At 37.3% G+C, this 24,093-nt stretch carries 23 protein-coding genes; 17 read left to right on the forward strand and 6 right to left on the reverse strand.

Going from position 1 to position 24,093, the window contains the following annotated elements:
* Positions 1–43 precede the first annotated feature (43 nt).
* The 14 genes from proC (at position 44) to B2Z27_RS11680 (ending at position 16,112) form a co-directional block, all read left to right on the forward strand.
* Positions 44–859, forward strand: a complete 816-nt coding sequence (gene proC / locus B2Z27_RS11615) for a pyrroline-5-carboxylate reductase (RefSeq protein ID WP_058105158.1) — start codon at positions 44–46, stop codon at positions 857–859.
* Positions 852–1,640, forward strand: coding sequence for a glutamate 5-kinase (proB, locus tag B2Z27_RS11620; protein WP_058105157.1), 789 nt, complete (start codon positions 852–854; stop codon positions 1,638–1,640). The genes proC and proB overlap by 8 nt, the downstream gene beginning before the upstream one ends.
* The gene (locus B2Z27_RS11625) at positions 1,640–2,839 is read left to right on the forward strand and encodes a glutamate-5-semialdehyde dehydrogenase (RefSeq protein ID WP_286813780.1); all 1,200 of its coding nucleotides are present in this window, start codon (positions 1,640–1,642) and stop codon (positions 2,837–2,839) included. The genes proB and B2Z27_RS11625 overlap by 1 nt, the downstream gene beginning before the upstream one ends.
* 27 nt (positions 2,840–2,866) lie before the next feature.
* Positions 2,867–3,715 (forward strand): GNAT family N-acetyltransferase, encoded by an 849-nt coding sequence (locus B2Z27_RS11630; RefSeq protein ID WP_286813781.1) that lies wholly within the window; start codon positions 2,867–2,869, stop codon positions 3,713–3,715.
* 156 nt (positions 3,716–3,871) lie between these two features.
* Positions 3,872–4,573, forward strand: a complete 702-nt coding sequence (locus B2Z27_RS11635; RefSeq protein WP_091608835.1) for an NUDIX hydrolase — start codon at positions 3,872–3,874, stop codon at positions 4,571–4,573.
* 62 nt (positions 4,574–4,635) lie between these two features.
* Positions 4,636–5,478 (forward strand): sugar phosphate isomerase/epimerase family protein, encoded by an 843-nt coding sequence (locus B2Z27_RS11640; RefSeq protein WP_286813782.1) that lies wholly within the window; start codon positions 4,636–4,638, stop codon positions 5,476–5,478.
* 166 nt (positions 5,479–5,644) lie between these two features.
* The gene (locus B2Z27_RS11645; protein ID WP_074670002.1) at positions 5,645–6,157 is read left to right on the forward strand and encodes a hypothetical protein; all 513 of its coding nucleotides are present in this window, start codon (positions 5,645–5,647) and stop codon (positions 6,155–6,157) included.
* 1,206 nt (positions 6,158–7,363) lie between these two features.
* Positions 7,364–8,638 carry a metal-dependent hydrolase family protein gene (locus B2Z27_RS11650; RefSeq protein ID WP_286813783.1) on the forward strand — a complete coding sequence of 425 codons (1,275 nt, stop codon included), beginning with the start codon at positions 7,364–7,366 and terminating at the stop codon, positions 8,636–8,638.
* Between the two features lie 38 nt (positions 8,639–8,676).
* Complete coding sequence (locus B2Z27_RS11655; RefSeq protein WP_286813784.1) at positions 8,677–10,437, forward strand: serine hydrolase; 1,761 nt, start codon at positions 8,677–8,679, stop codon at positions 10,435–10,437.
* 162 nt (positions 10,438–10,599) lie between these two features.
* Entirely contained in the window at positions 10,600–10,983 is a 384-nt protein-coding gene (locus B2Z27_RS11660; protein WP_099191193.1) for an endonuclease domain-containing protein, read from the forward strand.
* An 828-nt stretch (positions 10,984–11,811) separates the two neighbouring features.
* A complete protein-coding gene (locus tag B2Z27_RS11665) occupies positions 11,812–13,740 on the forward strand; it encodes an ATP-dependent DNA helicase (protein ID WP_286813785.1) in 1,929 nt (642 codons plus the stop codon).
* A gap of 157 nt (positions 13,741–13,897) precedes the next feature.
* Positions 13,898–14,803: a hypothetical protein gene (locus tag B2Z27_RS11670; RefSeq protein WP_286813786.1), complete on the forward strand. Its 906-nt coding sequence runs from the start codon at positions 13,898–13,900 to the stop codon at positions 14,801–14,803.
* Positions 14,804–15,042: 239 nt separating this feature from the next.
* Positions 15,043–15,546, forward strand: coding sequence for a hypothetical protein (locus B2Z27_RS11675; protein WP_286813787.1), 504 nt, complete (start codon positions 15,043–15,045; stop codon positions 15,544–15,546).
* A gap of 29 nt (positions 15,547–15,575) precedes the next feature.
* On the forward strand, positions 15,576–16,112 hold the full coding sequence (locus B2Z27_RS11680; protein WP_286813788.1) for a DinB family protein: 537 nt from the start codon (positions 15,576–15,578) through the stop codon (positions 16,110–16,112).
* A gap of 2 nt (positions 16,113–16,114) precedes the next feature.
* Here B2Z27_RS11680 and B2Z27_RS11685 read toward each other — a convergent pair whose 3' ends face one another.
* Complete coding sequence (locus tag B2Z27_RS11685) at positions 16,115–16,249, reverse strand: hypothetical protein (protein WP_286813789.1); 135 nt, start codon at positions 16,247–16,249, stop codon at positions 16,115–16,117.
* Between the two features lie 166 nt (positions 16,250–16,415).
* Here B2Z27_RS11685 and B2Z27_RS11690 point away from each other — a divergent pair, with 166 nt between their 5' ends.
* Positions 16,416–17,654, forward strand: a complete 1,239-nt coding sequence (locus tag B2Z27_RS11690) for a DUF2130 domain-containing protein (RefSeq protein WP_286813791.1) — start codon at positions 16,416–16,418, stop codon at positions 17,652–17,654.
* A 124-nt stretch (positions 17,655–17,778) separates the two neighbouring features.
* On the opposite strand, the gene B2Z27_RS11695 is transcribed toward B2Z27_RS11690, so the two are convergent.
* A complete protein-coding gene (locus B2Z27_RS11695) occupies positions 17,779–18,000 on the reverse strand; it encodes a hypothetical protein (RefSeq protein ID WP_143751732.1) in 222 nt (73 codons plus the stop codon).
* 136 nt (positions 18,001–18,136) lie between these two features.
* Here B2Z27_RS11695 and B2Z27_RS11700 point away from each other — a divergent pair, with 136 nt between their 5' ends.
* Both B2Z27_RS11700 and B2Z27_RS11705 read left to right on the forward strand, forming a co-directional pair.
* Positions 18,137–18,637: a hypothetical protein gene (locus B2Z27_RS11700; protein ID WP_286813792.1), complete on the forward strand. Its 501-nt coding sequence runs from the start codon at positions 18,137–18,139 to the stop codon at positions 18,635–18,637.
* A gap of 4 nt (positions 18,638–18,641) precedes the next feature.
* Positions 18,642–19,163 (forward strand): hypothetical protein, encoded by a 522-nt coding sequence (locus tag B2Z27_RS11705; protein WP_286813793.1) that lies wholly within the window; start codon positions 18,642–18,644, stop codon positions 19,161–19,163.
* An 8-nt stretch (positions 19,164–19,171) separates the two neighbouring features.
* On the opposite strand, the gene B2Z27_RS11710 is transcribed toward B2Z27_RS11705, so the two are convergent.
* The 4 genes from B2Z27_RS11710 to B2Z27_RS11725 all read right to left on the reverse strand — a co-directional run bounded on the left by B2Z27_RS11710 (position 19,172) and on the right by B2Z27_RS11725 (position 24,028).
* On the reverse strand, positions 19,172–19,933 hold the full coding sequence (locus B2Z27_RS11710; protein ID WP_286813794.1) for a LytR/AlgR family response regulator transcription factor: 762 nt from the start codon (positions 19,931–19,933) through the stop codon (positions 19,172–19,174).
* The gene (locus B2Z27_RS11715) at positions 19,930–20,964 is read right to left on the reverse strand and encodes a sensor histidine kinase (RefSeq protein ID WP_286813795.1); all 1,035 of its coding nucleotides are present in this window, start codon (positions 20,962–20,964) and stop codon (positions 19,930–19,932) included. Before B2Z27_RS11715 ends, B2Z27_RS11710 begins: the two co-directional genes overlap by 4 nt.
* A 124-nt stretch (positions 20,965–21,088) precedes the next feature.
* Positions 21,089–21,472, reverse strand: coding sequence for a hypothetical protein (locus tag B2Z27_RS11720; protein WP_286813796.1), 384 nt, complete (start codon positions 21,470–21,472; stop codon positions 21,089–21,091).
* 240 nt (positions 21,473–21,712) lie between these two features.
* Complete coding sequence (locus tag B2Z27_RS11725; RefSeq protein ID WP_286813797.1) at positions 21,713–24,028, reverse strand: glycoside hydrolase family 113; 2,316 nt, start codon at positions 24,026–24,028, stop codon at positions 21,713–21,715.
* Positions 24,029–24,093: the final 65 nt, after the last annotated feature.

Raw genomic sequence — 24,093 nt, forward strand, 5'->3', positions numbered from 1 at the left:
CACATTATCACACAAATATTATCCAATAAATTAAACAGAATTCATGAAGATATTAGTAATAGGAGCAGGTAACATGGGCTTAACGTATGCTGAGGGCATGTCCAAATCAAAATTACTTAAGAAAAGGAATATAATGGTGCTTGACACTTCTGAAGAAAAATTGGAGGAATTAAGAGAAAATCCTCAATTTGATGCTTTTGATGACCTTAAAAATTGTGCCCCACAGGCAGATATCATTTTTATTGCCGTTAAACCATACCATGCTGAAAGCGTTTTTTTAAAGCTAAACCCGTTAGTAAAACCTGGCCAGATCATGATATCGATCATGGCGGGCGTTACCATAGATACCATAAAACAATTAACGGGACTCACAAAAATAGTTCGTGCCATGCCTAATTTACCGGCCCAGATCGGTAAAGGCCTCACCTCTTTTGTAGCCTCTGAAGATGTTACCAGAATTGAGCTGTTGACCATTGAAAGTCTTTTGGACACCACAGGTAAATCTATATTGGTTAGTGATGAAAACTTTATTGACGCCTCTACGGGTATTTCAGGTAGTGGACCAGCTTACGTTTTCTATTTTATGCAAAGTATGATGGAGGCAGCTTTAAAAATGGGCTTTACCCCAAGTGTTTCTAAAGTACTGGTAGCACAGACCTTTACAGGAGCCATTGAACTTTTTAACCAAAATGAACTATCGCCAAATTCTTGGATGGACAAGGTGGCAAGTAAGGGTGGTACTACCCGTGCAGCATTAGACTCTATGGAAAACAATAATGTTGGAGAATTAATTAAAGAAGCAGCATTCGCAGCATTTGAGCGTGCAGTAGAACTTGGAAAAGAAAAAGTAAATGTATAAGCAGAAAATAGTAATTAAGGTAGGCACTAACGTCATGACCAATAAGGACAATCGTATAGTGAGACCAGTATTACGAAATTTGGTACAACAGATTGCAGAATTATATGAACGTGATATTTTAACCGTATTGGTATCCTCAGGATCGGTAATTGCAGGTCGTGAGGTTCTTGGTACATCGTCTATAGAGAACGATACGCAACGCAGACAGGTGTATTCGGCTATTGGCCAACCTAGAATGATGCGATTATACTATAACATTTTTCATGATTATGGTATGAAATGTGCCCAGGTACTGCCTACAAAACGCGATTTTACACCTGGTGTACACAGACAGAACATGATCAATTGCGTAGAAGGTCTGTTGTCCGAAGGGGTAATACCGATCGCCAACGAAGATGATGCCGTATCTGTCACCATGAGTATGTTTTCCGATAATGACGAACTGGCAAGTTTAATAGCTCAGCTGATAGATGCTGACAAGCTGATTATTCTAACGGATATTGACGGACTCTATACCGGTAACCCTAACGAAGAAAGCAGCGACCTTATAGCACATGTTAATCCTGAAGAAAATTTAGAAGAATTTATTCAAGATAACACCAAAAAAGCAGGTGAAGGTCGTGGTGGCATGGGTTCTAAATTAGATTACGCTCAGCAAGCCGCCGCAAAAAACATACCTACGTTTATTGCCAACGGTAAAAAAGATAGGACGATCATTGATATTATAGAAGGAAAAAATGTGGGCACAAAAGTTACCCTTGAAGAAAAAGCAGAAGCATAATGAAGATAATTTCAACAGAAATAAAAAATAAGGTTTTAAATAGTATGATGTTACTTTTGGATACCAACCGAAGTAGCATTCTCAACGCCAACAAGAAAGATCTTGATTTGTTTACCAAAGAAGATCAAGCTATGTATGATAGACTCATTGTAACCAACGGCAAAATTGATGGTATGATCGGATCTATTAAAGAGGTGATGTCTCAAGAAGATCCTGTGGGTAAAATCATTTCTACCAAAAATTTGGATAACGGATTAGATATTACCAACAAAACAGCTCCTTTTGGTACAATCATGATCATCTATGAATCTAGACCGGACGTCACCATAGAAGCCGCTGTTCTTGCTTTTAAAGCGAGCAATAAAATATTGCTAAAAGGTGGTAAAGAAGCGCTTTACAGTAATACAATTCTTGTTGAACTATGGCACAAGGCATTAGAGGAGAACGGACTCTCAAAAGCATACATTCAGCAATTGACCATGAACAGGGAAGAAACGCAAGAGTTCTTAAGAAACCCTACCGAAAAACTTGACCTCATTGTACCTAGAGGAGGTGAACGCCTCATTAACTTTGTAAAGGAACATGCAAAATGTGCCGTGTTGGTTAGCGGAAGAGGAAATAACTTTTTATTTGTAGATAAAGAAGCAGATTGGGAAAAAAGCGTTAAGGTCATCATGAACGCCAAAACCGAAAAAATATCGGCATGTAATGCTTTGGATAAAATTTTGATCAATTCCAATATTGAAAATTACGAGCAGAAATTAGCGGATATTTACCAACTTTTAAATGCAAATGGTGTGGAAACATTGGTTGATGCCGATGTAAACAATATTCTAAAAGATGCTCAACAAATACATGATGAAGCAATTTGGGAAGAAGAATTTCTAGCCATGAAATGTTGTTTAGGTGCTGTTGAATCTCTCGATGAAGCGATAGAAAAAATAAACGATAATTCTGGCGGACACTCTGCCACTATTATGACCACCAATAAAAATACGGCACTACAGTTTATGGAAGAAGTAGATTGTGCCGCAGTATACCAAAACGCATCTACAAGGTTTACAGATGGCGGTCAAATGGGTGTTGGTGCAGAACTTGCGATTAGTACAGATAAATTGCACCACCGTGGTCCATTAGGTCTTAAACAATTGGTAACCAATAAATATTATATATTTGGTAACGGACAAATTCGTGAATAGCATTCTAGTTCCCCTAAAAGTGAAATAATGTTCGAAACAATTGAAAATATAGACGGTGCATTGGTCTATCATGGCAACATGCACAAACGAATCTTTTTTTCTGAAGCAGAAAATATCAATCTTGACCATTTACTTCTCAAAATAAAAGATTTGGCCAAAAAGAAAAACTACGAAAAAATACTTGGCAAAGCATCTGAAAAAGGTGTCAAGGTTTTAAAATCCAAAGGGTTTGTAGTGGAGGCTAAAATACCAGGTTTGTATCGTGGTACAATTGATGGCTATTTTCTTGCAGAATACACCAAGCAAGAACGTCTTGCCCATGATGAAAAGACGAAAAAGACCATTAGCACGGTAAAGACCATTGCAGAAGCCGCTAATAAACCTCAAACAGACCCACATCTTCAAACGCCTAGTAACCTGAAAATAAGGTCACTCACGGACTCGGATTTGAAAAATTTAGAAAATTTACATCAGAAAGCGTATAAATATCACCCGCATCAAATTAAGAATGCGGAATACTTCTCTAAATTAAAGAGTTTGAACCATGAGTTCTATGGGCTCTTTCAAGATGGTCAATTACTGGTTTCTGCTATTCTTGCCATTAATGAAAGTGAACTGAATATGGAGATTGTAGATTTTGTAACCCATCCAGATTTTAGAGGTCAAAATCTTTCTTATTACCTAGTACAGGATATTAAGGGTCAAATGAATATTTATGGATGCAAAACCCTTTATACCATGGTAAGGGCTACCTCATATGGTTTAAACATCACCTTTAGCAAACATGGGTTTGTTCTTGCCGGCACCCTTACCAATAATTGTATGGTAAGAGATGCTATGGAGAGTATGAACGTTTGGTATTACAAAGAAAAGTAATATAACACTACACATAATGAATGCCGGTTTTGAGCCTATGACTACTCAAAATCGGCATTATTTATTTATTGTCTCACTTTATGACAATAATTCTTTGATAGTGTTCAATTTTGTGCTTTATTTGAAAAAACTATTCAAATTTTATCAAATTCACTCATGAAAGGTGCAAATAATACGAATTACATTCCTAACCTTTCTTATGACTGTGTCATATTTGGTTTTAATGGTAAGTCGTTGAAAATACTCATTCTTGAATATCATAACACTGGTTTTTTTGCATTACCCGGTGGCTTTATCAGAAAAAATCAAAGTTTAAAAGAAGCCGTACAACAAGGGGTAAAAGAACGTACCGGATTAACCAATGTTTACCTAGATCAGTTTCAGGTATTTGGTGAAGTTGACAGGGCAGATTCTTATGCCATGAGCCGCATTTTAGATGGTAGCAACAAAAACACACCCGAAAACCAATGGATGATGGATCGTTTTTTAACCGTTGGCCATTACGCACTGATCAATTATGAAGAGGTAGACCCAAAACCAGATCATTTATCTGATAGTATTGGCTGGTACGCAATAGATGATGTTCCAAAATTAATGATGGACCACAATGAAATCGTGGATAAAGCATTAGAGGTTCTTCGTAATAACATTAGCGAAAAATTGATAGGGCTCAACCTATTGCCCCAAAAATTCACCATGAAACAATTACAACAGGTTTTTGAGGCAATCCTAGACCAAAAATTAAGACGTACAAGTTTTCAACGTAAAATGCTGTCATTGGATATTTTAGAACGTCATGAGAAGCTTTTTGAAGGCAAGGCGCACAAAGCACCTTATCTATATAGCTTTAAACAATAAAAATAATACTCACACTTTATACAACAACAATGAAAAATTCAACTAACAACTTATTTAAATGCATGGCAATTGCCATTTTTATGCTGGGCACGGTAACCACTTTTGCCCAAAAGAAATTTGGAGGTCTTGCGCTTTACACGGTCAGAGATGACATGGGCAAAGACGCCAAAGCTACATTACAAGCGGTATCAGATGCAGGATACAAGAATATTGAAGCTGCAGGTTATGAAGATGGAAAATATTATGGTATGACTCCAGCTGACTTTAAAGGTTTATTAAAATCTTTAAAACTGAAACCGATCAGTACGCACCAAAGCGCGGTTACCCTTGACAATGCCGATCAGATGATGGCAGATGCCAAAGCCGCCGGTTTTAAGTATTTCGTTGTTCCTATTCCACCAATGGGTATGTTTACCTTTAACCAAGAGAACATGACTATGGGCATGACCGGTACCGTAGAAGAACTGGCGGAAATTTTAACCACCTTAGGAGAAAAAGCAAATAAGGCAGGGTTAAAATTATTATACCATAATCATGATTTTGAATTTAAAAAGAATGAAAATGGTATTGTACCCATAGACTACCTATTGGAAAATGTAGACCCAAAATTATTGAACTTTCAAATGGATCTTTATTGGGTAACCAAGGCTGAGGCCAATCCAATTGCTTACTTCAACAAATATCCGGGAAGATTTAAAATTTGGCATGTAAAAGACATGGATGAGCAAGGAAGATTTGCCCCTGTTGGCACAGGATCTATCGGTTTTGAAAACATCTTGGACAACAAAGAACTTTCTGGCATGAAATATTACATGGTTGAACAGGACATGACTTTTGACGGACTAAAACCTTTAGAAGCTATTAAAATAAGCCATGAAGGCATTAAAAAAATAGGTTTCAAATAAATTTAAATACCAAACAACGGAGACTGCCCCAAAGAATTTATTTTCTTTGGGGTTTTCTTTTTTTTGCACTGTCCAGATTAAACCTTTTATAATTTTTTAGGTCTAAAACTCTTATTAACTATAATCTTACATTTGCACGCGCAAAACCGACTTTAAAATTTATAAAATGAAAATGACCACCAGTTTACGAATGAGAATTATTCACCGCTACCTAGGCTTCTTTCTAGCAGGTATTATGGCTATGTATTCCATAAGCGGAATAATCATGATTTTTAGACAGACCGATTTTCTTAAGAGTGAAAAAATAATTGAGCAGCAATTACAGCCAAACTTAAAAGCTGGTGAACTTAGCGGAGCACTACGCGTTAAAGGTGGCATAAAACCGGAAAAAACGGAAGGTGATGTAGTCTATTTTAAGCAAGGGCAATACAATAAAGCTACAGGTATGGCTACCATAAAAAAGATGGAACTTCCATTTATCTTAGATAAGATGGAGCACCTCCATAAAGCCACAACCAATAGCCCTGTTTATTTCTTGAATATTTTCTTTGGGCTATCACTACTATTTTTCGTGATTTCATCATTTTGGATGTTTTTGCCCAAAACTTCAGTTTTCAAAAAAGGACTTTATTTTTCTTTGGCAGGTATGGTTTTGACTATTATACTGCTATTCGTTTAGTACAAACTCGACTAATTCAAACGTGAACCGTTGTAAGGAACTTTCCTTACAGCGGTTTTTTGTTTTAGCAGCTATCAGTATAGTGACAATACCAAAAACCTCCCTTCTCGGGAGGAGATTGAGGAGTAGGTGATTGGGTACTGAAAACCTTTTGGAATTTGCCAACCCTTAAAAACCCACCCCTAGCCCCTCCTAGGAGGGGAATAGTTTGTGACTTTTATTACACTTTTTAGATAAAAAAGTGGTGGCAACCTTTTTTGAAAACGTAGCTCCCCAACAACCGACAAACCCCAAAACAAAGACGCTAACCTCCCCTCTCGGGAGGGGATTGAGGGGTGGGTAAACGGGTGCTGTAGATTTCATGGAACATGCTAACCCTTAAAAACCCACCCCTGGCCCCTCCGAGGAGGGGAATAGTTTGTGACTTTTATTTCACTTTTTAGATAAAAAAGTGGTGGCAACCTTTTTTGAAAACGTAACTCCCTAACAACTAAAAAAACCAAAACAAAGACGAGAACCTCCCCTCTAGGGAGGGGATTGAGGGGTGGATGATCGGGTGTGGTAGATTTCATTGAACATGCTAACCCTTAAAAACCCACCCCTAGCCCCTCCGAGGAGGGGAATAGTTTGTGACTTTTATTACACTTTTTAGATAAAAAAGTGGTGGCAACCTTTTTTGAAAAGGTAGCTCCCCAACAACCGACAAACCCCAAAACAAAGACGCTAACCTCCCCTCTCGGGAGGGGATTGAGGGGTGGGTAATCGGGTGTGGTAGATTTTATGGAACATGCTAACCTGTAAGGACCCACCCCTTGCCCCTCCTAGGAGGGGAATAGTTTGTGACCATTATTACACTTTTTAGGCAAAAAAGTGGTAGTAACCTTTTTGAAAACGTAGCTCCCCAACAACCAATAAACTCAAAACAAAGACGCTAACCTCCCCTCTCGGGAGGGGATTGAGGGGTGGGTAAACGGATGCAGAAGATTTTATGGAACATGCTAACCCTAAAGAACCCACCCCTAGCCACTCCGAGGAGGGGAATAGTTTGTGACTGATTAAACTCCATCCATTAACCTTTAATTAATCAAACTTCTGTATCTTTCCATAAGCAAAGTACTCTCCCCTAACACTTTATAACATTATCTTTATCATAAATCCATAACCATTGGATTTTTAAAAAAAACCGTAAAACAAATATCTGACCAAATGAAAAAAGTTTTAACCCTTCTTATCCTTTTAGCAACTACATCATCCGTTTTAGCACAATCAAAACTCATAAAAGCAGCTTCTTTTTTAGATGTTAGAACCGGTAAATTAATTTCACCTGCCAACGTGCTCATTGAAAACGGAAGTATCAAATCCATTAATCCAAAGGCATTGCCTGATGGTTTGGAAACGATTGACTTAACGGGTAAAATATTGTTACCCGGGCTTATGGACATGCACGTGCATTTAGATGGGGAATTTAAAGGTAATTGGGACTATGTTTATAAGGAAAGTGCCAGTCAAGGTACTATTAGGGCTGTTGCAAATGCTGAAAAAACATTGATGGCAGGCTTTACCACCATTAGAAGTATAGGGCAGTTGCATATTACTCCAGAATTAATAGATGTTGCCGTTTCAGAGGCTTCTGACCAAGGTACTATAGCTGCACCACGAATTATTCCATCGGGACATATGATTACCATTAGCGGCGGACACGGGGATATTTCTTTAGGACTGGCGGAAGGATTGGTTACCGTAGGTCCCAATGACGGAGTGATCAATGGTAAGTATGACGCCATAGAAGCGGTAAGATATCAAATTAAGCATGGTGCCAAATTCATAAAAATGCACGCCACGGCAGGTGTACTCTCTATGGAAGATGCCATTGGCGCCCAACAACTAAGCAATGAGGAAATGAAAACCATTGTTGACGAAGCTGCTAGGCACCATATTAAAGTTGCCGCCCACGCACATGGTACAGAAGGTATTAAAGAGGCGATAAAAGCCGGCGTGTACTCTATTGAACATGGGTCTATTATAGATGATGAAGGCATTCAACTAATGAAAGAAAACGGTGTTTATCTAGTACCTACCAGGGGACTGGCCACTATAATAGAACCCATGATAGATAAAATGGATCCCGTTATGGCCGGTAAGGCAGAATATGTAATGCCCATTGCCAAACAAAACCTTACCAAAGCTATAAAAGCAGATGTCAAAATTGCTTTTGGGACGGACACGCCTATAATTCCCCATGGAAAAAACGCCATTGAATTTGCGGCATTAATAGATTGTGGCATGAGTACTAAAGAGGCTATCAAAACCGCTACTACCAATAGTGCAGAAATGCTAGGGCTCACCGATCGTGGTGAATTAAAAGAAGGTATGCTCGCAGATATTATTGCTGTAGACACAAATCCAATAAAAGATATCTCCACTTTGGAACACGTAAAATTCGTGATGAAAAACGGTACAGTTTATAAGAATGAAAAATAAATAACCTTGTAGAATTCAATCAATCAAAAAAACAAATTATGAAATCATTACATCGCAGTATTAGCAGTACGTTACTTACTTGTCTATCTGTTGTGCTTTTTATAAGTACCTCAGCGATCGGGCAATCAAAATCAGAAGAAATAGATGCACTCCTAAATCAATATCTCTCATATGGCAAATTCAATGGCTCTGCTCTTGTTGCCAAAGATGGTGATGTCATTCTTAAAAAGGGTTATGGTATGGCGAATATGGAGTGGGATATCCCTAACAGTCCCAACACCAAACATCGTTTAGGATCGATCACCAAGCAATTTACCGCCATGCTTATTCTTCAATTGGCAGCGGATGGAAAGCTAGATCTACAAGCTCCCATAACTACATACTTACCAGAATATCCAATAACTACCGGAGACCAGATTACCACCCACCATTTATTGACCCATACCGCCGGTATACCCAACTACACCTCATTTCCTAAGTTTATTGAAGAAGATAGTCGCGACCCATATTCGCCAGAAGAGTTCACTAAAAAGTTTCAGGATATGGAATTGGAGTTTACCCCAGGGGAAAGATTCAATTATAGCAATTCGGGGTACTTTCTTTTGGGTTTTCTTGTTGAAAAACTATCCAGCAAAACGTATGAAGAAATGCTAACGGAACATATATTTTCTCCACTAGGAATGAAAGATTCCGGATTTGACCATCACTCCAACATCCTTAAAAATAGAGCTACAGGCTATGAAAAAAATGGGAGCGAATTCATAAATGCTCCTTACCTAGATATGTCCATTCCGTATGCCGCAGGATCTCTCTATTCTACCGTAGAAGATTTATATCTGTGGGATCAAGCGCTATATACCAACAAATTGTTACCTCAAAAATATATGGATATGTATTTTAAACCATACATACCTGCATTTGGCAGTTTTCACTATGCCTACGGATGGATGACCGGTAATGAAGCTCTTGGAAATACAACGGATAGTATTGCCGTAATTAGCCATGGTGGCGGAATTAACGGATTCAACACACAAATTTCCAGATCGCCATCGGACCGATCATTGATCGTGCTTTTAAATAATACAGGCGGCGCTCCCTTAGGTCAAATTACGCAAGCTATTCTCGGTATTATAAACAATAAGAGCTATGATCTCCCAAAAGCTTCCTTGGCATCTAAAGTTTTAGAGGTCATAGAGACAGCAGGTATTGATGCAGGAGTAGCCTTTTATGAGAAAAATAAAGACAATCAAGATTTTGATGTCAATGAAAATGAGATGAACCAAGCGGGATATAAATTATTAAGGTCTAACAAAACCAAAGAAGCTATTCAAGTCTTTAAGTTAAATGTAGACGCGTATCCAAATTCCGCCAACGTATATGATAGTTATGCCGAAGCGTTAATGAAATCAGGTGATAACAAAGGTGCTATTGAAAACTATACCAAAACGGTGGAAATGAATCCTGGAAATATAAATGCGATAGATATGCTTAAACAATTAGGTGTTGATACCAGTAACTTCACTAAAGAGTTTGAAGTACCAGAAGCACTACTGGAAAGTTATCTAGGCGTCTACGAATTAATGCCCACTTTTAAAATTACAATTACCAAAGATGGTAAACAATTAAAAGCACAGGCAACGGGGCAGCCATCGTTCAATATTTTCGCCAAATCGAAAGATACTTTTTACTTAAAAGAAGTTGCCGCACAAATTCAGTTCATAAAAGACGAAAACGGAAATACAGAAAGTTTGACCCTATTTCAAAACGGACAGGAAATGAACGGTATGAAGGTGGAGTAAAATACCCACCCCTAGCCCCTCCAAGGAGGGGAAAAAATTGAGACCGTAATTTAACTTTCAGCAAAATAATTAAATGACAATTGAACTTTCAACCAACGCTAACTTCACAATCAAAAACGCAATTCTCCCCTCTTGGGAGGGGACTAAGGGGTGGGTACTACTATGAGAAAAATTATACCATACCACCCATATTTAGTAGAACTTGCTAAAAAGCTAAGGAACAATATGACCTTAGGTGAAATTGCCCTATGGCGAGAAATTAAGGGTAAAAAATTGGGTTACAAATTTAGCAGGCAAATACCTATTGACCAGTATATAGTAGACTTTTACTGTAAAGATCTTCAACTTGCCATAGAAGTAGATGGCAGTATCCACTTTAAAGAAGGACATGAAGAAAAAGATAGGAAACGACAAGCACGTTTGGCATCTTTAGGAGTAAACATGATTAGGTTTTCAGATAGTGATGTGAAGAATAATCTATCTAGCGTTTTGGAAGAAATTAAAGAGTATATTGAAGAATTGGAACAAGGAAGAACCCACCCCTAGCCCCTCCGAGGAGGGGAACAGTTTGGGACTATTATTGGACATTTTAGATAAAATAGTGATGGTTACCTTTTTGAAAACGCAGCTCCCCAACAACCAAAAAACCCAAAACAAAAACGCTAACCTCCCCACTCGGGAGGGGATTTAGGGGTGGGTGATCGGGTGTAGTAGATTTCATGGAATATGCTAACCCTTAAGGACCCACCCCTAGCCCCTCCAAGGAGGGGAATAGTTTGTGACTTTTATTTCACTTTTTAGATAAGAAAGTGGTGGTAACCTTTTTGAAAACGTAGCTCCCCAACAACCAACAAACTCAAAATAAAAACGCTAACCTCCCCACTTGGGAGGGGATTGAGGGGTGGGTGATCGGGTGCTGTAGATTTTTTGGAACATGCTAACCCATAAGGACCCACCCCTAGCCCCTCCGAGGAGGGGAATAGGTTGTGACTTTTATTACATTTTTTAGATAAAAAGTGGTGGTAACCTTTTTGAAAACGCAGCTCCCCAACAACCAACAAACCCAAAACAAAGACGAAAACCTCCCCTCTTGGGAGGGGACCAAAGGGGTGGGTTCTTAGGTGTTCTGATCTTAATTATAAACCTCCCCGCCTTATAGTAGGCAACCCGTTTATTTTTCTGACAGTTTTACGGAAAACCGTAAGAAAATATGCCGAAAACTTCTTTATATTGCAGTAGTAAGCAAAGTATACTCCCCCTACCACTTTAGCTGAAAATATTTTATAATAGCAATTGCACAAATACCTTACTATTTACGAATATGTGTAATTGTAAACATACACCATAGTTAGGCACAAGCTGAAAAAACCAACAATGATAGAAACAGTGGACAACATAGAACTCGACAAAGAAAATGTTGAATTTAATAATGCTGCTGAATTTGTAAAGCACACTGATAAGCTAATTTATCTTACTGGAAAAGCCGGTACTGGAAAAACCACATTTCTAAAATACATCAAGAAAATCACAAGAAAAAATACTGTGATTTTAGCACCAACAGGAGTCGCTGCTATAAATGCCGGTGGTGTAACAATTCATTCTTTTTTTCAAATTCCTTTTGGTCCATTTGTCCCAGATGATTTGCGACTTAGAACAAGTTCATTAGGTAGCGAAAACAAAGTTACTATCTATGACACATTCAAGTACCAAGAAGAAAAACGAGATATAATTGAAAATTTGGAATTATTGATTATTGATGAAATATCAATGGTTAGAAGTGATGTATTAGATGTAATTGATAAAATACTTCGAGTTTGTAGAAAAAAACCACACTTCCCTTTTGGCGGTGTTCAAGTAATCCTAATTGGAGATACTTTCCAATTACCACCAATAGCAAACCGAGAGGAATGGAATATCTTATCCCAATTTTACAAAACACCTTTTTTCTTTAGCGCAAAAGTTATTGAGACCGAAAAACCACTCTATATTGAGTTAAAAAAGATTTACCGACAAAATGAACAAGAGTTTATCGACCTATTAAATAGAGTTAGAGTAAATCAAGTAAAACCTATTGACTTTCAAACCTTAAACTCAAAATACCAACCAACATTTTCCGCAAATGGTAGTGATTACATAATTCTTGCTACTCATAACAGAATTGTAAATGAAACAAACCTTACAAGATTAAATCAACTCGAAACAGAGCAATTTACTTATGAGGCAAAAATCACTAATGTTTTTCCTGACAAAATGAAACCGACTGACCATTATTTGCATTTAAAAGTTGGTGCTCAAATAATGTTTATCAAAAATGATAGTGGAGACCGTAAGAGATATTTCAATGGGAAAATTGGAAAAATTAAAGAACTTGAAGAAAATAAAATCGTAACAGTATTCGACAATGAGCAAGAAGTCGAAGTAGAGCGAGCAGAATGGCAAAATATTAAATACACTTACAATAAAGAAACTAAGAGTATAGAAGAAGAAATCATAGGAACTTTTGAGCAATTTCCAATAAAATTAGCTTGGGCAATAACCGTACATAAAAGTCAAGGACTAACTTTTGAAAAAGTCATAGCTGACCTTAGTGGAGCATTTGCATCTGGTCAAGTATATGTTGCTTTAAGTCGTTGTACTTCCTTCAATGGACTTGTGTTAAAAACACAACTTCATCAAGGAGCAATTAAGACTGACCCAAGAGTTATTGAATTTGCAAAGAACGAAACGCCAGACACTTTGGTTGCAGAAGAACTAAACACTGGAAAGGCAGATTTTTATTATAAGAAAGCAAGAGAGGATTTTAAAAAAGGAAAAATTAAATCCGCGTTTGATTTTTTCAAAAAAGCTCGAAAGTTTCGGAATGATATAGATACGAATCAATTTAAAAAATTCATTGAAGTACAAGGAAAACGGCTTATAGATTACAAACAAAAAAGCTCTTCGATTATTGAGAAAAATGAATTGACCAACAATGAACTGACAGAAGCAAAAGAACGTATTGTTTTGCTAAATCAAGAACTTGACGAAAAATCAGCTAAAATATCTGAACAGAATTCCTCGATTGGATTACTTTTAGAAAAAACTGCTGAGTTTGAAAACGAAGCCAAACGTTTTAAAGAAGCATTAAAACAAGTTGAAAACGAACTATTTGACTCTCAAATTCACTCTAATGGACTTGAAACTAAACTTCGGAAAACTGAATCGGATTTAAGCAAAAAAAACAAAGAAATTGAAATCAATAAAAGAGAAATAGAACGACTTAAAAACTTGAAATGGTATGACAAAATACGAGGAAAGAAATAAAAAGCCAGTGCCTAAAAATGTATAAAAATAATAGCGGTTTAATTGCTAAAACGAACGTAAGTAAATATAAAAAAGGTCTGTGTTTAACCGAAAAGTTAGTACTTGAAAATCCGCTACTTTTCTTATACTAGACCGTTAGCAAACATTAAGAACAAAAATGAGATTAAGAACCATTAAACATATAATTCAAGAAATATTACCTGAATTAGAGGTTTTAGCAGGTAAAAGAAATTCTTCACCGCCAACATACCAAATGAACAACCCTGAAGATTTGAAAAATGCGATTTTGGAAATTGAAGATTTGGGACTGATGCCTGATATGTTGACTGAACTTCAAAATCAAAGCTTTTATAGTTTTAATGGAGCAAATCTTATAATTCAACAGCAAGAATTTAATATACTTAACAAGAATATACCTCAATTAAAGGCTATACTCGAAGGAACAGCCGAATCGATTGAAATGGCTCAAAATCACGAGATTGATAGTAGTTTAATTGTTAGCATAAAAATTCCTGATATTGCAGACTTCCAAGAATTAGAAAAAGTAAGTTCTAAATTGACAAAAATTTTTAGCCAAACTCTACTAACTGATGAAATTGAAGGTGGATTCAAAATTATAGGTTTTGATTCTGGTTCAAACTGGATTGATATTCTTGCCACTTCAACAGCCATTGTTCAAACTATTGGCGGACTCGCTTGGTCTGGAGCAGTAGTCTTCAAAAAATTGCAAGAAGGACTATTGGTACAACAGAAAGTTAGAGAAATGAAAATCTCTAATAATGCCATAGAAGAAGTTGTTGAAAAATCAAAAGAAGGGGTAAATGAAATCGCAGAAAAGGAAGCTCAATTTATTTACAACAAGTATTTTTCAGGTAAAGACCCTGAACAAATTGCACGAATAAAAATGGCTCTAAAAGAAATCGCTGATTTATATAATCAGGGCGGAACAATTAAACCATCTTTAGAAGCTTCAGAAGAAGTGGAAGAGGAATTTCCAAATATGTCTGAACTTCCGAGTATAGAATCAAAAGTTAAACAAATAGAAGCTAAGAAGAAAAAATAACGTTTGCTAACTATGGCTATAAGTAATTGCTTGTTCTCGTCTACTTCTAAAAATCCTCTCGAATTTTTATTTTGGTGTGTACTTGCAAAATTTTGTGCTAACCTATGTAACTATTAATAGACAAGACCGTCATTAATCCCTATCCAATTTCGAACAAGAAATACTTTAAAAGAGAAGAAAAAAATTAAATAATACCAAATGCCAAGGTGAAAAATAATTAATGTAATCTATGATTACCTATGAAAACTATCTTTGTTACATTTCTATTCTTCTTTTTTTACTATACTAACAATGCCCAAGACAGCTTCAATAAACTACCACAGGCAGCAAATATCAGTTGCCCTATACTCTTGGTTGACGAGCATATTATCGCCCATAAAAACATCATCACTTCAAAGGAAGACATTGAAGATATAGCAGTGATAAAGGACAAACCTAGCCGCAAAGCGCATTTTTATAATCTCACGGCAAACGGTATTTTGTTTGCCAAACTAAAAAAGAAGATACCTTCTAAAACACAAACACAACTCAATGCCTTTTTTAATTTGGAAGAGAACAACCCGGTGTATGTTAACGGTTATCTATTAGAGCATAATACCTATACCATTGCTACAGAAAGTATTGCGATCATAGACCTAGTAATGCCAAATGAAGAAAATGAGTTGGATCAAAAAGTCATCAATGTTTGGATACTATCCCAAGAAGAGCGTAAAAATGGCTGTTCACTGCAACAAATGGAGTAAATTAGTTGCTCACCTCATCATCGCTCATCATGAAAAAAACAATTGCACTTATCTCTTTCATTCTATTTTCCTCCATAACATTGGTTGCCCAGCAAGATCAATTTCTAGAAGATAGTATTGAACGTTTGGAGAACTCCCGCAAGTATTTGCTCTTGGTCGCAGAAATGATGCCCGAAGAAAAGTATGGTTACAAAGCCACGGCAGAATCTTTGAGCTTCTCCGAGCATCTAATGCACATTGGTTTTGCGCTAGATTGGCATAGCCAGTCGCTTTTAGGTGGTCGTGAAGCCCGTGTATACCAAACCGATACCGTTTTTAAACCTGCCCATAAGACCAAGGCGGAAATGATGGCACGTATAGACCAAACCTTTACCGAAGCCATTGCCTTGTTAAAGGATTTTGACCCCAAAGCATTGGACGATCATTTGGACTATTTTGGGCTGGATCGTTCTAAAAGACAAATATGTATGCTGTTGGCAGACCATATTACCCACCATAGAGGGCAAATGTTGGTTGCCATGCGCTTAAACGGTCTTACGCCACCACGGTACGTTTTGTATCAATAATATTACTCCTGCTTCTTTTTATCAGAATTCATAATAGAAAGTACAATACCTACTAGGCCTATGCAGACGCCGGCAAATACGGCGATCATTACTACACCATTGCTCCAGTTTACCAAGGGAAGATTCATTGTTATCATAGTTTGGTCATTTTAATGCCGTAAAAGTAATTTCTTACGGCTGTTTATTCTATGATAATTGTCAGTCCGCCAACAATAACTAGTGCATTTTTGATTGGATTATCGCCTAAAGATTGTATGCCTAATTTGGGTTCTGTATTTTTATAGTTACAAATGATATTTGAACATGGTAGATAAAATTAAATGTCCGAATTGTGCGCATGAGTTTGATGTAGAAGAGGCGCTTTCTGGCAAAATGCAGGCTCATTTTAAGGCTGAATACGAACGTAAAGTAGCAGAGCAGGCAGAGAAATTCAATAAAGAACGTAGAAAGCTTGAACTTGAGGTAGAAGAGTTCGAGAAGAAGAAAGAAAAAGAGAACGAGCTTTTTAAAGAGAAGCTGGCGCAACGTCTTGCTAAGGAATCTGAAAAAATACAAAAGCAGACCAACGAATCTTTTGAGCAGCAACTGCGTGCCCTACAACAAGAGAACGAAAAAAAGAAAGAGGAGAACAGAGCTTTGCGCGCCCAAGAGATCGATCTTTTAAAACGTGAGAACGAATTAAAGGAGAAAGCCGAGGAACTGAAGATGAACGTGCAAAAAGAGTTGTTGGAGAAGCAATCTATCATAGAAGAAAAAGCCAAGGCAAAAGAGCGTGAGGCCATGGCGCTGAAAGAGAAGGAATACCAAAAGCAACTGGACGACCAAAGGAAACTTATTGATGAAATGAAGCGCAAGGCCGAACAAGGTTCTATGCAAATGCAGGGCGAAATACAAGAACTTGCCTTAGAAGAGTTGCTACGTAACACCTACCCTTTTGATAATATAGACGAGGTTGGCAAGGGTATTCGTGGTGCAGATTGTATACAAACGGTGATTAACTCCCTTCAGCAGACCTGTGGTTCTATCGTATATGAGAGCAAGCGTACCAAGAACTTCAGTAATGATTGGATCAATAAGCTGAAGCAAGACCAGATCAATTGCAAGGCAGATATTGCGGTGATCGTTACCGAGACCTTTCCGCCAGATATGGATCGCTTTGGGGAGAAGAACGGTGTATGGATCTGTGGCTTCAATGAGGTAAAAAGTGTATCGCTGGTGCTGCGCGAATTGCTGCTAAAAACACAATCGATCAAATCATCTGACGAGAACAAGGGCGATAAAATGGAGCTTTTATATTCTTACCTAACCAGTAACGAGTTTGTACAGAACATTAATAGAATTATTGAAAACTATGATTCTATGATCAAGCAACTGAACTACGAGAAAAAAGCCTCATACAAGAATTTTGCGGTTAGGGAAAAGCAAATTTGGGGCGTTCAAGAGAATATTAACGTGCTGTTTGGTTCTATTAAAGGTATTGCCGGTAACTCATTATCTACCTCAACGATTCTTGACCTTCCGGATGCGGAGATTGATGATTAGTTGTTGGTTGTTGGTTGTTGGTTGTTGGTTGTTGGTAACATAATGAATTTCACTTTGCGCTAAGCACAAAGCCCTTAATAAATTATGCGCCAAGCGTGCCACGCATTGCGTTTAGCGCTGGGCGCTAAGCTCTTTTTAGTTTGGAATTTAGCCAGGTGATCATCTTTTCAAATCGGAAAGAGATGAATATTAAATATATACAGCTTATAAAACTACCGAAATTACTACTTGATGTATCTTTAAAATAGAACACATTTAAAAGTGTAGCCGCTAAACCTAAAACACCAACAGTAAGAATAAAGTATTTCAAAATTTTCATGGTAAGAGGCTGAATGTGTTTTTGCATGTTTTGAACGATTTTGATAATTAACTACGCCTATATGTAGCATTTTTGTGCAAATTGTTACATGTTTTGATGAAAAAAGAGATCTTATAAATAACCAAATTAATTTAATGGTTTAATTATTGATGCTAATTCACTTATGAAGAGACCTGTACTTTTTGGCATATTTTTTATCCTTATAGCCATAGGCTGTAATGCCCAAGAAGCTACAATTTCTGAATATGACTTGTATGGATGTTGGGTACTGAAAAAGGAAACAAGCCCATCAACCAACATTGCAATTTATCATCGCTGTGATGATATACCACCGGAGGATGTAAAATTTGGATCTAAAATAACCCTACTAGCATTTAATGAAAGTGAACATGAAAGCACGAGCGATCAAGCATGCTTTACTACATTAACCGAAAAAGGAACTTGGGAATTTGATGAGAACACAAGAATAGCCAGTTTATACTCCGGTCATAAATGGTTGAAAGAATTTAAACAACTTTACCCTGAAGAATATGCCAGTTGGGGATCACCTGAAAAATTTGAACAACTAAAATTCAGGATTATCGGTATGGAGAACAAACAACTTACCGTAGAAATCATTCCTAAGCAATACCATAAAAGCCCAAGGGAAGACTCATTAGAATAACACTATGGAAATAAAACGATTATTATGTATTCCTCTACTGGTTGTCACCTTCATGTCTTGCCAACAAGAAAAGAAAGCATCAAGTGATGATGTAACTGTTATGTGGACGTCTTTTTTGTCCGATTTAGAGGCTAAAGATAAAGTAGCTTTTAAGCAATCATCGGACAAGACCATTCGCTGTTACGATTGTTTAGAAAATACTCCATCCGAAGTACAACAAATGAACCTTTTAAGGGAAAACGACTCTCTCTGGTACGATAAAATTTATGAAGATTTCATTTATATTCCCATAGATAGTTTTATCGCCAATGACTATGACATCCTGTTCAATCAAAAATTCATACACATGCTCAGGGAAAATGAAACGGTTATTTCAAACGAAGATAAGAATGGGGTGGCATTCGCCCACATATTAGTGACCACTACCCTACCCACTGCATTTTTTGAAGGTGGGCAACATATTTTTTCATTCAAGAAAAATAAAAATGGCGAGTGGAAACTGAATGAAATCGGCACCATACCTTAAGGCCATTTTCACCTACCTACCCAACTTTTAAAATCCGATGCTTTTGCCTTGCTCACTACAATACGCTCGTTACACGGCGGATGGACTTCTACCAACAGCTTACTGTTAAAGTGTAGTTTTATAGTAACAATAGCTTCTCTACGTACTATAAATTGCCGGTTTGCCCTATAGAAAAGTGTTGGATCAAGTGCATCTTCCACTTCCTCTAACTTGATATCCAATACATAGGAACGCTCTTGTACCGTAACCGCTTTCACCACACCGGTATCTATATAAAAATAGGCAATATCCGCTGTTTTAATAGGCAACAATTGATCACCGATACCCACTAAAAATGTCTGTTTATACCTATTGGGCTTGGTCTGTATTAAATGTAAGAGGCTTTGCATTTGCTGCTCGTCCATTCCCTTTTTTTGATTTTGGGCATTAAAGCGATCCAAGGCATCTGAAAGCTCTTCTTGATCAATAGGCTTCAACAGATAATCAATACTATTCACTTTAAATGCCTTTAACGCATACTGGTCATAAGCGGTGGTGAATATAATAGGAACGTTAATAGTGACCTGATCAAAAATTTCAAATGAAATACCGTCTGCCAAGTGAATATCCATAAACACCAAAACACCTTCAAACGGATTACTGAAAAAATCTACTGCAGCCTTAACGGTATCTAACACCGTAACGATCTCAATATTTGGATCGATCTTGGTCAGCAGATACGCCAAGTTATCACTAGCGGCAAGTTCATCTTCTACAATTATTACTTTCATGCCGGGCGGTTTAAGGGCAATTCTACTTTAAATATATCATTTTGGGTGCTTACCTTAACTTCATTCTTTAGTAAAAGCAAGTAGCGTTTCTTTAAATTGTACAAGCCCGTGCCCATACCTTCTGCCACGGTACTACGCGTACGAATAGGATTTTCCACAAACAACGATCCTTCTGTAGAATACACCTTAACGGTCAACGGGTTGGTAGATGATATCTCATTATGCTTTACAGAATTCTCCACTAAAGATTGCAAAGCCAAAGGCGGCACTTTACGATCTAAGAGTTTTTCATCTATATCTACCTCTATTCTTATACGATCGCGGTAACGGGTTTCCATTAAATAAATATAGCTACGTAAAAACTTTAGCTCGTCTTTAACGGGCACCAAATTGATCTCGCTACTCTGCAAAATGTAGCGGTACATGTATGAAAGCTTATTTACGAACTGCGTAGCTTTTTCATTCTCACGAATTAATGACGATAACGAGTTTAAGGAGTTAAACAGAAAGTGTGGATCTATCTGGTTTTTAAGGGCGGCAAGCTCATTCTCCAAATTTTGTTGTTTCAACTGTTCATTTTCTATTCTACTCTCTTGCTTATCCGTACTTACCCGTAATAACCTAGCTATAAAAAACAAAACAATTGATAGATTGATGAAGGTGAAATTGACCCAACCTTCTTCGTGAGATTCCAATACCCTGCCATTTACCAAAGGATAAAACGCAATAATCACCTTGACCACTACAAACAGCGATACAACATTTATGACCAGTATTAATAGCCATTTTAAAAACGGAGGCCATTTTAATCCATCATAATCTATATTGGCATTTAACTGAATGACCGACCAAGAAAAACAAAAGAAGAATAGATATCTATATAAAAAATCGGTTACCCATGACATGGAGAAATTTAAATTCCCCTCCATAATACCATTATATAGATAGATTGTTTTTGGCAGCGATACCAAAATACCTAAGAGTAGGGCCGTTTTTACTACTTCACCCTGTTTAACCTTTGTCAATGCCATGTAATCTCTTTTCTAAATGGTACTTCTCAAATATACCGTAATAATAACTTTGATTTTGTAAAACGTAAAAAAGCCGGCCTTTGCAAAAGCAAAGACCAACTTACATTTAAACTACACTAACTTCTTAAAGTGCATAGGCGTTAAAATTGTTTGGCAAATATGCCGCAGTTTCAAAACCTAATTCCACTATTTCTTCCTCTTCAAAAATTTCAAAATCTATTTCAGATAAATTAGCACCTGCATAGGGATCAAAATCAAGAGGCAAATATTCAAAGGTGTCAAAACCTAAGTTTACTTCTTCGGCCATCTCTACCACTACTATTTCATTGGCGTTTAATTTGCCCATTTCTAAAGATGCTTCTAACTGCGCTTCTAGATCAATAACACAATCTTCAAAAATAGCAGTGATTTCTGCCTTATCTGCTTCCTTTTGTTTCTGTACTCCTTTAAATGATATAAAGGTGACGGCCACTATGACTACCGCCGATAAAATTTTAATGTTTTTCATGATTTTATAATTTTAAGTTTTTAGAATTGTTTTCTATACCCCAAAGATATTGAGCAATACCGCAGGCAGATAATATTAGTGACTCAACTGTCGAATTTGCCATCTAAAACAGCTTTAGACAGTTATGAATTATTTTTGGTGGATGTAAAGCGGGAATAATTTTGAAGAAATTAGTACCTGAGCACTACCAATCTGATGCTTTTAAACAAAGAGTATACTTTTGTTTTTACGGATGCCTTCCTATTTAGTGAACCACTCCCTAACCGTTTCCTCTGCCAATTTATTATTTGGGGTAAACGCATTGTTATGCTCGCCACGGTATTCTATGTAGCTAGGAAATTTCCACCATAGTATGCCCTGGCACCATGGCTCATTTTGAATTCCCTTAAATATAACCTCATAAGACCTTTGCTGTGCCTCTTCATTGATAGTTTCATCTGCCTCAGCATGCGGATTCTTCCAAGGGGTATCTATACTCCTGAATCCGATTTCGGTAAAAACTATTGGCTTTTTAAAGCGGTCATATACTTTTTTAATTTTGGTCTTCACCGTATCGAACCTTAAGCTCATTTCGGCATTGGTAGGATTGTCTTTTTTACTTAATGGATAGTAGGAGTTCAACCCAATGAAATCTAAATCGTCCCAAAACTCGATTTTCTCGAACTCATCGCCCCAATTGGCGGCATAAGTGATCTTACCTGAGTAAAGTGCACGGGTTTGTTTGATCATTTGGCGCCAAGCATCTGGTCTTGCCAAAGTGGCCTTTGTAAATTCCACACCAATACATAAGGCATCCATCCCATGAATTTCTGCCAAGAAGGCGTAATGACGAATCCATCTATAATAATAATCATGAAATTTATCCCATTGGGCATCCGTAGGCATATCTATACCACCTGGCCAGCTTCCACCTACATATATCTGTGGCTTTAGCAAGGTATACATGCCCATTTTACTTGCCATGGACACGGCATGTACCACGGCATCATCATTTTCACTACCGGCATTATCACTAAAGTGTAAAGGGGTTGGTGTATTAATATCGTTAATACCCGTATAGGGTACAATGGCCATGGCATTACTGCCCATATTCTTTTGTTTTAAAAGAGATTCGGTCGCTTTTTGAGAACCGTAGCCGTTGTAAATACTATAACCTTCATGTGCAAAATTAAAACCTTTTAGATAGGGCAATGTCTTTGCTTGCTTTTGGATTTTCGGATGCGCTTTAGGCAACTCCTCTAAATATTGTTGCCATTTTACGTTCAATCTTTTTATCTCAGCATCAGAAAGCGATATGTTCTTATATTGTTTCAAGTACCGATCCTTACCCCAAGTCTTTACCAAAAAATCTGTGAAGGTACTTGCCATACAATCCCTTATCAATGAAGATTCCATTTCTAAAAATGAATTGTCCAATAGCTCTGCTACGGTATACGTATTTTCAGATTCAACCAATCTTGCCGCCCAGTACTTATAGCCTTTCATTTGCCAAGTATCCGTAAAATAAATAGGTAGACCTACATTAAATATGGTTTTACTACTCTCCCCAATTAGGTTGTACAAAACCAATGCATTGTCCCTACCTATATTATTATGTGCATATATATTGTTGACAATAGTATGTACGGCATTTGTTGCGGGATCAAAAGTAGAGTGATCGGTATTGCCTGTCATCAAACCTTTCTCTTCTGTACAGGTATAAAAGTTATAGGTAATTTTTGGGACATTGCCGTTACCAACAAAGTTGACCACTTTGGCTTTGGCCGCTTTGACCTCTCTTAATTTTTTAGTTACATCAGCGGTATCGATCGCTTTTTGATGGTCTATAAACTTAAACTCCTCAGTATCCAATAACACTCTTGTACCTGTGGCGAAATCAAAGAAAGTAGACCCTTCAATTCCCCAACGGGTATTAAAATCGCCCATAACCAATCGTTCTTTCTGCTCATATACCTCATATTCTAAATTCTGACGGTAAAACGACTGACCTCTTTCTGCTACCTTATCGGCAAAAAGTTCAAACACTTCTTTGGCATCGGTACCAGTTAAATATGCGAAAGGTAATTTTGAGTCTAGCGGACTTGGGTAAAAACAAACGCCTAAAATTGAATTGTTATTTGGAATGCTCTTAGTCCCTATGGTTATATCGGTTTCGGAAATTTGAAACGGCGTATTGGCCATATATTTTTTAATGAAAGGGTTTTCATTTACGGCACCCACCAAATAGACAATAGATGTCTTAAATATTTCTTGATCAACCTCCGCTACCGATTTAAAACTCACCTTTACACTGCGTCTAGAACGAGTAAGCTCTTGTTTTGAAAGTTCTTCCAGAAGTTTTTGGTATAGCTGTTGCAAGTTGGGGTCCTTTGCCCCATACACCACTAATATCTCTCGTTTATCGAAGAACGACCTGCGTAGATCCCTTCTAGTAGAAACGGAATCCAGAGTTACCGAAACACCTTCATTTTCCGATGTTGGCAGATATTGTACCCCTGCAAAACCTACAATGCCAACTATTACAAAAAGTGTGACCAAAAGATATTTCCTTTTCATGAACCAAGAGATGATTAAACTATAGTATAAGATAGCAAAACTGTAAAACCTAAAGCTGACCAAGG

Origin of the sequence: Maribacter sp. UBA3344 (assembly GCF_002362375.1) — a bacterium.
In the GTDB taxonomy this organism is placed as follows: domain Bacteria; phylum Bacteroidota; class Bacteroidia; order Flavobacteriales; family Flavobacteriaceae; genus Maribacter; species Maribacter dokdonensis.